10 protein-coding genes, 1 tRNA gene and 1 pseudogene are annotated in these 8,419 nt (G+C 68.3%); 7 read left to right on the top strand and 5 right to left on the bottom strand.

Annotation, left to right across the window (positions count from 1 at the left end):
- The 5 genes from A612_RS16715 to A612_RS06055 all read left to right on the top strand — a co-directional run.
- On the top strand, nt 1-213 hold a 213-nt coding region (locus A612_RS16715), incomplete at its 5' end, for a LemA family protein (protein ID WP_019373632.1).
- 74 nt (nt 214-287) lie between these two features.
- On the top strand, nt 288-923 hold the full coding sequence (locus A612_RS06070; protein ID WP_110012413.1) for a DUF4390 domain-containing protein: 636 nt from the start codon (nt 288-290) through the stop codon (nt 921-923).
- Nucleotides 920-3,202 carry a sensor histidine kinase gene (locus tag A612_RS06065; RefSeq protein ID WP_019373630.1) on the top strand — a complete coding sequence of 761 codons (2,283 nt, stop codon included), beginning with the start codon at nt 920-922 and terminating at the stop codon, nt 3,200-3,202. The genes A612_RS06070 and A612_RS06065 overlap by 4 nt, the downstream gene beginning before the upstream one ends.
- A 34-nt stretch (nt 3,203-3,236) precedes the next feature.
- Complete coding sequence (locus A612_RS06060; RefSeq protein ID WP_040436214.1) at nt 3,237-3,947, top strand: response regulator; 711 nt, start codon at nt 3,237-3,239, stop codon at nt 3,945-3,947.
- Nucleotides 3,948-4,008: 61 nt separating this feature from the next.
- A tRNA-Phe gene (locus tag A612_RS06055) sits at nt 4,009-4,084 on the top strand.
- Nucleotides 4,085-4,219: 135 nt separating this feature from the next.
- On the opposite strand, the pseudogene A612_RS06050 reads toward A612_RS06055, so the two are convergent.
- The 3 genes and pseudogenes from A612_RS06050 to A612_RS06040 all read right to left on the bottom strand — a co-directional run.
- Nucleotides 4,220-4,699: pseudogene (locus A612_RS06050) on the bottom strand (integrase core domain-containing protein); the annotation flags it as partial.
- Nucleotides 4,653-5,120 carry a hypothetical protein gene (locus A612_RS06045; RefSeq protein WP_241209522.1) on the bottom strand — a complete coding sequence of 156 codons (468 nt, stop codon included), beginning with the start codon at nt 5,118-5,120 and terminating at the stop codon, nt 4,653-4,655. The gene A612_RS06045 and the pseudogene A612_RS06050, both read right to left, overlap by 47 nt.
- A gap of 86 nt (nt 5,121-5,206) precedes the next feature.
- Nucleotides 5,207-5,821 carry a type IV toxin-antitoxin system AbiEi family antitoxin domain-containing protein gene (locus tag A612_RS06040; protein WP_019373626.1) on the bottom strand — a complete coding sequence of 205 codons (615 nt, stop codon included), beginning with the start codon at nt 5,819-5,821 and terminating at the stop codon, nt 5,207-5,209.
- A gap of 135 nt (nt 5,822-5,956) precedes the next feature.
- Between A612_RS06040 and A612_RS06035 the strand changes: the two genes are divergently transcribed.
- Nucleotides 5,957-7,072, top strand: coding sequence for a Fic family protein (locus tag A612_RS06035; RefSeq protein WP_019373625.1), 1,116 nt, complete (start codon nt 5,957-5,959; stop codon nt 7,070-7,072).
- Here A612_RS06035 and A612_RS17835 read toward each other — a convergent pair.
- Together A612_RS17835 and A612_RS17600 are read right to left on the bottom strand one after the other, a co-directional pair.
- Entirely contained in the window at nt 7,054-7,617 is a 564-nt protein-coding gene (locus A612_RS17835; protein WP_019373624.1) for a helix-turn-helix transcriptional regulator, read from the bottom strand. The two genes, A612_RS06035 and A612_RS17835, sit on opposite strands and share 19 nt — an antisense overlap.
- On the bottom strand, nt 7,601-8,068 hold the full coding sequence (locus A612_RS17600; RefSeq protein ID WP_193787590.1) for a helix-turn-helix domain-containing protein: 468 nt from the start codon (nt 8,066-8,068) through the stop codon (nt 7,601-7,603). The genes A612_RS17835 and A612_RS17600 overlap by 17 nt, the downstream gene beginning before the upstream one ends.
- Nucleotides 8,069-8,192: 124 nt before the next feature.
- On the opposite strand from A612_RS17600, the gene A612_RS17685 reads away from it, so the two are divergent.
- The coding region (locus A612_RS17685; RefSeq protein ID WP_206536113.1) for a hypothetical protein at nt 8,193-8,419 on the top strand (227 nt) is incomplete at its 3' end.

Raw genomic sequence — 8,419 nt, 5'->3', positions numbered from 1 at the left:
TGGCGGCGCTCCGCCCAGCCGGAGGAGGGCGGCGACGCCTCGTCAGAGGACATGGCCCAGTGGGAGCAGCGCCATGCGCAGCTGGAGGAGCAGCTGGCTGGCGTGCGCGCGGCCTTCAACGAGGCCGTGGAGCGCCACAACGCGGCGGTGGCGCAGTTTCCTGCCAGCCTACTGGCGTGGCTCCTGGGCCTGCGGCCGGGTTCGCGGCTCTGAATGGCGGTCGTGCGCTGCCAGCAGGCGCGCCCTGCCCGACAATGCGGGGTGTGCGTGCATCGAGCGGGCCTTCCATGGCATCTTCCTGCGTGAACCTCGGCCGGCGTCGGCTGTGTGGCCTGTGGCTGCTGGCCTTGCCGGCCGGCGCTGCGCTGGCCGGGTGGCCGGCCCGGGCGGCGGACGGCAACGGCATCCTGGAGCTGCGCGTGGAGCGCAGCAGCGAGGCGGGCATGTACCTGACGGCGCATTGGAGCCTGGTGCTGCCGCCCCTGGTGGAGAGCGCCCTCTTGCAGGGCATCGCCATGCATTTCGTGGTCGAGGCCCAGGTGCGGCAGCCCCGCTGGTTCTGGAGCGACAAGGTCGTCGCCCAGGCCGTGCGCCACCTGCGGCTGAGCTACCAGCCCCTGACGCGGCGCTGGCGGCTGGTGCAATCCTCGACCGCGCAGGAGGACGCCTCGGGCCTGGGCATGGCGCTCGGGCAGGGTTTCGATAGCCTGGAGGAGGCGCTGGAGACCTTGCAGCGCGCGGCCGGCTGGAAGATCGCCGAGGCGGGCCAGCTCGATCCGGCCGAGGCCTACGTGGTGGAGCTGCAGGTGCGGCTGGACACCTCGCAGCTGCCGCGCCCGTTGCAGTTCGGCGCCGTGGGGCGCTCGGGCTGGCGGCTGGCGCTGTCGCGCACCGTGGCGGTGCCGCCGGAGCCGTTGCCATGAGCGCGCAGCCCCCGCCGCGTCCTGCCGGTTCGGCGCGCCGCGCCGCCAGCCGCGGCCATGCGGTGCGCTGGGCGCTGGGCCTGGGCGCCGGGCTGATGTGCGCCATCGGCCTGGTGCTGCTGTTCCTGTTGACGCAGGCGACCAACAACCGGGCGCTCTACGAGCGCCACTTCGCCTGGCTGCTGGCGACCAACGTCCTGGTGGCGGTGGTGCTGCTGGCGGTGCTGCTGTGGGGGGCGGTGCGGCTGGCGATGCGGCTGCAGCGCGGCCGCTTCGGCGCGCGGCTGCTGATCAAGCTGGCGGGCATCTTCACCGTGGTCGGGCTGGTGCCGGGGCTGCTGATCTACGTGGTGTCCTACCAGTTCGTCTCGCGCTCCATCGAGAGCTGGTTCGACGTCAAGGTGGAAGGGGCGCTGAGCGCCGGCGTGAACCTCGGGCGGGTGACGCTCGATACCATCGCCGCCGACATGGCGACCAAGACGCGCGCCGCCAGCAGCCAGCTGGCGCAGGTGCCCGACGCCGCGGCCGGGCTGGTGCTCGAGCGCATGCGCGACCAGCTCGGCGCGACGGACATGGTGCTGTGGAATGCCAACGGCCAGCCGGTGGCCAGCGCCGGGCAGTCGCGCTTTCAGCTCAGTCCGGAGCGACCGGCAGCGCAGCAGTTGCGGGCGCTGCGCCAGGAGCGCATCAGCTACCAGATCGAAGGCCTGGACGAGCCGGGAGGGAGCGAGGAGGCGCGCGTGCGCGTGCTGGTCGCGGCCTTCACGCCCGGGGTGGGCCTGTTGGCCGAGCCGCGTTTCGTCCAGGCGACGCTGCCTCTGCCGCCGGCCCTGGTGGCGAACGCCCTGGCGGTGCAGGAGGCGAACCGCGAGTACCAGGAGCGGGCGCTCGCCCGCACGGGCCTGCGCCGCATGTACATCGGCACGCTCACGCTCAGCCTGTTCCTGGCGGTGTTCGGCGCGGTGTTGCTGGCGGTGGTGCTGGGCAACCAGCTGGTGCGCCCCCTGCTGGTGCTGGCGGAAGGGGTGCGCGAGGTGGCGGCGGGCAATCTTGCGCCCAAGGCGGCGCTGCAGGGGCGCGACGAGCTGGGCGGCCTGACGCGCGACTTCGCGCTGATGACGCGCCAGCTGGCCGAGGCGCGGGCCACCGCCGACCGGAGCATGGCGGCGCTCGAGGCCGCGCGTGGCCACCTGCAGACCATCCTGGACAACCTGACGGCGGGGGTGATCGTGCTCGATGCGGACGGTGTCGTCCAGTCGAGCAACCCGGGTGCGACGCGCATCCTGCGCGCGCCGCTGGCGGCCTACGAGGGCCGGCCCATGGCCGAGGCGCCGGGGCTGGCGGAGTTCGCCCAGGAGGTGCAGCGGCACTTCGACCGCTTCGCCCTGGAGCGGGGCGACCACCATGGGCTGGACCACTGGCAGCATGCCTTCGAGCTGCACGGCAGCGGCGAAGGGCTGTCCCAGCAGGGCACCAACCTCGTGGCGCGTGGTGCCGAGCTGCCGGATGGGCTGCGGCTGCTGGTGTTCGACGACATCTCCGAGATCGTCTCGGCCCAGCGCGCCCAGGCCTGGGGCGAGGTCGCGCGGCGCCTGGCGCACGAGATCAAGAACCCGCTCACGCCGATCCAGCTGTCGGCCGAGCGGCTGGAGCTCAAGCTCGACGGCAAGCTGCCGCCGGCCGAGCAGGCGGTGTTGTCCAAGTCGGTGCGCACCATCGTCGACCAGGTCGACGCCATGAAGCGCCTGGTGAACGAGTTTCGCGACTACGCACGCCTGCCGACGGCGCAGCTGCAGCCGCTGGACCTGAACCTGCTGGTGCAGGACGTGCTGCAGCTCTACGGCGCGGAGAACGCCAGCGTGCCGGTGCGCGCCGAGCTCGATCCCGACTGCCCGCCGGTGGCAGGCGACGCGCAGCAGCTGCGCCAGGTGGTGCACAACCTGCTGCAAAACGCCCAGGACGCGACGCTGCAGCTGGCCCGCCCGGCCGGCGAGGCGCCGCCGCCCGTGCGCATCTGCACCCGCTGGAGCGAGGCGGCGCAGCGCGTGCGCCTGCTGGTGATCGACCATGGGCCGGGCTTTGCGCCGCACGTGCTGCAGCGCGCCTTCGAGCCCTACGTGACGACCAAGTCGCGCGGCACGGGGCTGGGCCTGGCGGTGGTCAAGAAGATCGCCGACGAGCATGGCGCGCGCATCGAACTGAGCAACCGCACCACCGACGGCGTGGTGGGCGGCGCGCAAGTCTCGTTATCATTCGCCCCTGTAGCAACGCCGCCGTGACGGCACTCCTGCCCGCAACGGCGCATTTCGATCCATGGCAAATATCTTGGTGGTGGACGACGAGCTCGGTATCCGGGATCTGTTGTCGGAAATTCTCAACGACGAAGGCCACAGCGTCGACCTGGCCGAGAACGCGGGGCAGGCGCGCGAGGCCCGGCTGAACGGCAACTATGACCTGGTGCTGCTGGACATCTGGATGCCCGACACCGACGGGGTGACGCTGCTCAAGGAGTGGTCCACCTCGGGGATGCTGACCATGCCGGTGATCATGATGAGTGGCCATGCCACCATCGACACGGCGGTGGAGGCGACCCGCATCGGCGCCTTCTCCTTCCTGGAAAAGCCGATCACCCTGCAAAAGCTGCTCAAGGCGGTGGAGCAGGGACTGGCGCGCAACCTGCCAAGCGCTCCCGCCCCCGCGGCGGTGTCCCAGCCAGTGGCTGCCGGACCGGGCGGAGGCTCGGTGCTGGTGTTGCCCGTGGGCGGCCACAAGGACGCGGCGGCCATCCAGGCAGGCGCGGCGGACACCGGCCCGCTGCCGCACCAGGGCTTCAACCTCGACCGCCCGCTGCGCGAGGCGCGCGACAGCTTCGAGAAGGCCTACTTCGAGTTCCACCTGGCGCGCGAGGGCGGCTCCATGACGCGCGTGGCAGAGAAGACCGGGCTGGAGCGCACGCACCTGTACCGCAAGCTGCGCCAGCTGGGCGTGGACCTGGGGCGGAGCAAGCGAAACGCCTCCTCGTGAGGAGACGCAGCGGTTTTTCTTGCCGAGGCCCGTTTTTTCAGGTTAGAATCACAGTCTTTCAGGCCCGGTAGCTCAGTTGGTAGAGCAGAGGATTGAAAATCCTTGTGTCGGCGGTTCGATTCCGTCCCAGGCCACCACTATTCAGCGCCCAACTGTTCTCAGTTGGGCGTTTTCATTTGTGGATTCCGCCCGTCACGCGGGGCTCCCGGCCATTCTGACCTGCCCCCTTTAGACGTGCCAGTGTTTAGTCAGCGAGTCCAAGGTTATGGAGACTACTTGATCTCCTGTGACTGCCGAGCATCGCTGGCGCGCAGGCGATGCTCGGCGGCGAACTTGGCCGGCGGGATGCGCCCCGGCGAGCTGTGCGGACGCTGCTCGTTGTAGTCGCGCCGCCAACAGGCGATCTCCTGGCGGGCCTGCGCGAGCGTCTCGAACCAGTGCTCATTGAGGCACTCATCCCTGAATTTGCCGTTGAAGCTCTCAATGTAGGCGTTCTGCGTTGGGCAGCCTGCGTCGTTGAGCAAATGCCGAACGCCCCGGGCCGCCGCCCAGGCCATGAACGCCCGGCTGGTGAACTCCGGCCCCTGGTCTGTGCGGATCGCCCGCGGGTAGCCCCTGAACTGGGCGGCCTGGTCTAGCAGTCGAGTCACATACTCCCCGCCTATGCCGTGATCCACGGCGATGTCCACGCACTCGCGGCTGAAGTCATCCACCAGCGTGAGGCACTTGATCCGTCGACCGTTGGACAGGGCACGTCACGCAGACCGGCGTGATCTCGACGACCCACGAATCGCCGTTTTCCCTCGGCAACGCCGGATGCTGCGTGATGCGGTACAGGCCGCTCCGCAGGTCGCACGCGTCCCTCTTTGCAAGTTCGACGTTTCGGCCCAGATCCCGCGACCGCTGCTGCTCGCGGTTGCGCTGCACGTACTCGGGCCGGGCGTCGCGGTAGTTGCGCCAGTAGTCCTGGTTGCGCTGCGACCACGCCTGCTGGGCGGCACGCTGGTTGATCCGGTAGTCGGGATCGGACTGGAGCTTGGCCCGCTGCCACTGTCGCTTGCGGGCGCGCTGGCAGTCGGGCGCGGAACAGAAGGCTTGGTCGGGAACTTGCGGGCGGGGTTTGAAGGGCTCGCCGCAGCAGGTGCAGTGTCGGGTCATCGTCGGGGTCTCCATGCAAATCCGCACGGAAGCCGCGATCGATCACCGTCGCCGGATGATCACGCGGGCGATCAGGCGCTCATGGGAGCGAGGCCGCGCGATTACTCATGGGCGATCACTTCCATGTAGGGCCGCATCACATTGGCGACCCGGCACACCTTGGCGTACCGCCACAGATCGTCCGCCGACGCCTTGCGCGCCCTCCAGGCATCTTTCAGCGCCTCCATCGCCACATCCAGACCGATCTTGTTGCGGTGCTTGAAGCAGTCCACGACCGTCTTGGCCGCGCTGTAGACCCGCAGGGTCACGCCGTCGCCCCGGTGTTCCTCGATGCCTGCTGCGTGGGCATCACCCGTCATCTGCACCATCCTGATCGGCGGCCAATCGATGCGCGGCGCGTGGCAGCCGCGCGGCATGGCGATCCAGACCTGGCGTGGCAGTTGGGTGGTCAGCCCGTGGAATTGCAGCGCGGACAGCAGGCAGAACACGGCCTGCGGCGCTTTGGCCGCCACCACCACGAGGCTTTCGTGTTCCGAGACCGGATGGCCGGGTAGGCGATAGAGGCCGCGCCCGACCCGGTCCAGCAGGCCGGCGGCGATCAGGCGCGTCAGGACAACCCGGGGCGCGTCGATGGCCTCCAGATCGCTGGCGCGCAGCAAACCCTTCTGGCTGGCCAGATCGAGCACGCGCTGGCTGTGGGTGTGGGCATGTTCCATATATTCTCTCAATGTAGCATTTTGGAGAAAATTAGGAACAGCGCGCAGCTGGATGCGGCGATTAGCCGCCGCATTCGCCGCATATTGCGCGGAGAATGACTTGCCTTTGCGGCGAATAAGGTGTTTAATCTCCGCATGGATAGCGGAGAAAAACTTTACATCTGGCAGGCCGACGACTGGCCGAAATGGCGCTACGACCTGGCCGCGCTGACCGGGCCGCTGACCGAGGTCAGCCGTGCCCAGGGCGTGCTGCTGGGTCGTCTGGCCGACGTGGGGTTGGCGCTGCGCGACCAGGCCAGCCTCGCCGCGCTGACGGAGGACGTGGTCAAGACCAGCGAAATCGAAGGCGAAGTGCTGAACGTGGAATCCGTGCGCTCGTCCATCGCCCGGCGTCTGGGCGTGGACATCGGCGCGGTCGCGCCGGTGGATCGGCACGTCGAAGGCGTCGTGGAGATGGTGCTCGATGCCACCTCGCGCAGCGCCGAACCGCTGACCGTCGAGCGCCTGTTCGGATGGCACGCGGCCTTGTTCCCGACTGGCTACTCCGGCATGAGCAAGCTCACCGTGGGCCAGTGGCGCGACGATGCCGCCGGGCCGATGCAGGTAGTTTCCGGCCCGGTGGGGCGACGCAAGATTCACTTCCAGGCACCGCCCGCCGATGCGCTGCCCGCCGAAACAGCGCGCTTCTTGGCGTGGGCCAACGCGGACACCGGCGAGCCCGCACTCATCAAGGCCGGGCTGGCGCATCTGTGGTTCGTGACGCTGCACCCCTTCGACGATGGCAACGGCCGCATCGCGCGCGCCGTGGGCGACCTGTTCCTCGCCCGCGCCGACGGCAGCCCGCAACGCTTCTACAGCCTGTCGGCGCAAATCCAGCGCGAGCGCAAGGACTACTACGACGTGCTCGAACGCACGCAGAAGGGCACGCTCGACGCCACCGGCTGGCTGTCGTGGTTCCTCGACACACTCGGGCGCGCCGTCACCAGCGCACAGTCCACGCTGGATGCCGTGCTGGTCAAAGCACGCTTCTGGCAACGCTGTGCGGGCACGCCGTTGAACGAGCGGCAGGTGAAACTGCTCAACCGCCTGCTCGACGGCTTCGAAGGCAAGCTCACCAGCAGCAAGTGGGCCGCAATCGCCAAGTGCTCGCCCGACACCGCGCTGCGCGACATCACACAGTTGCTGGACCTGGGCGTGTTGAAGAAATCGCCCGGCGGCGGGCGTAGCACCGGCTACGAACTGGCGGACTGAAGTGCATCGACGTCTGCGTCCACGTTGTTGCGGCACGGACGCAGGTGATGCACCTCCCAGCGGAAGACTTCTTGGATGCTGAAGCGGATGACGTCGCCGTTCGCCATCCTGTAGAAAGGAATGCCGAGCCGGCGGCGTTCCTGATTCTGATGAAGCCAGTGAGCGGGCAGTCCAGTGATGTCGGCCACTTCCTTGGCGGAGTAGAAAATCTGATCGCGCCGGCCGGGTCGCTGCTGCATCATCTGCTCGATGGCGTCTTCACGCGCCGTGGGCGAGGACTCGGACAAGGCGCGTCCGGCGCTGGATCTCCATGTCACCTGCGCCTTGCGCTCGAAGGCCTCGACCTCCATCAGGAGGTAGCGGACAGACCTGCCGATGTGCCATGCGGGCGGGCCGATGCCCTCCGAGCGCCAGCGTTGCAGCGTCTTGGGCGAGAGGTTCCACCTCGAGCACAACTGCGTTTCGTTGAGAACCGGATACTTGATTGGCGGTTCATCCGGGCCGGTGTCGGCGCGGCGGGCAGTGGAGTCAGCCTTGGGTTTCATCATGCGCCTCCGTCAGGGCGGCCTCGGCTGCCCCAAGGCTGCCGTACTGCGCGATGAACGCGAAGGCCTCGTTGAGGTAGTACCGCTTCGGCTCGGGCGTGGCTGGCACCTGAGGTTCGACGACGGGCGTCGCCGCCGTCAATGGCGGCAAGGCAGCGTCGTTGGGCATCCCCTGGCGGTTTGCCTGCTCATAGGCCACGATTTCAGCCACCGCGTAGCGGACGGCCTTGGAAAGCTTGAAGTACGGTGGGCCGCGCTCTTCGCTGCGCCAGCGTTGCAAGGTCCTGATGCTGATGTTCCAGCGCAAGGCAAGTTCGGTTTCGGTGAAGGCAGGTTCGGTCAACATGGCGCTCCTTTCGTCGTTCGTGCCGGGCATTACGGCGGCGAACGCGACGAAAGCCAAGTTGCAGGCCCGGAAGCGCCCCGCATTGGCGACGGCTGCGAGTGCCAATTGGCCTCTCTGAACTTCCGGTCGTGGGCATGTGCGGGGGCGCGGAATCCTTCCCCGGAATCGCGCGCATATGGCGGGGTTTCCGACCCGTGGCGAGGCACAGCGGAGAAGCGGGTTTCGTTTCTTGTTAAACTACGCCACCAGACAAAAAGCCTTGCAAATCCACAGGTTGGCAAGGCGCCAAGCAGACAAGCGACCTCCCGAAGAGGTCGCTTTTTTGTTTTCTGGCGCAGGATGGGCGGCGCTTTCACAAGCCCACGGGTCCCCGAAGGCGGCGCCACGAAAAACCGGCCTGTCGTTGCCGACCAGGCCGGTGGGCGAAGCGCGCGGCAGCACCATCGGCCTGCCGCA

Origin of the sequence: Melaminivora alkalimesophila (assembly GCF_000282995.1) — a bacterium.
Classification (GTDB): Bacteria; Pseudomonadota; Gammaproteobacteria; order Burkholderiales; family Burkholderiaceae_C; genus Melaminivora; species Melaminivora alkalimesophila.
The sequence above is the reverse complement of the archived record's forward strand: the minus strand, read 5'-3'. Positions and strand labels throughout refer to the sequence as shown.

What these genes read in the sequence shown, in the direction of transcription:
- A612_RS06060 (WP_040436214.1), top strand. Translation starts at nt 3,237, where the DNA reads ATGGCAAATATCTTGGTGGTGGACGACGAGCTCGGTATCCGGGATCTG.
- A612_RS06065 (WP_019373630.1), top strand. Translation starts at nt 920, where the DNA reads ATGAGCGCGCAGCCCCCGCCGCGTCCTGCCGGTTCGGCGCGCCGCGCC.
- A612_RS06035 (WP_019373625.1), top strand. Translation starts at nt 5,957, where the DNA reads ATGGATAGCGGAGAAAAACTTTACATCTGGCAGGCCGACGACTGGCCG.
- A612_RS06070 (WP_110012413.1), top strand. Translation starts at nt 288, where the DNA reads ATGGCATCTTCCTGCGTGAACCTCGGCCGGCGTCGGCTGTGTGGCCTG.
- A612_RS06040 (WP_019373626.1), bottom strand. Translation starts at nt 5,821, where the DNA reads ATGGAACATGCCCACACCCACAGCCAGCGCGTGCTCGATCTGGCCAGC.
- A612_RS06045 (WP_241209522.1), bottom strand. Translation starts at nt 5,120, where the DNA reads ATGGAGACCCCGACGATGACCCGACACTGCACCTGCTGCGGCGAGCCC.
- A612_RS17835 (WP_019373624.1), bottom strand. Translation starts at nt 7,617, where the DNA reads ATGAAACCCAAGGCTGACTCCACTGCCCGCCGCGCCGACACCGGCCCG.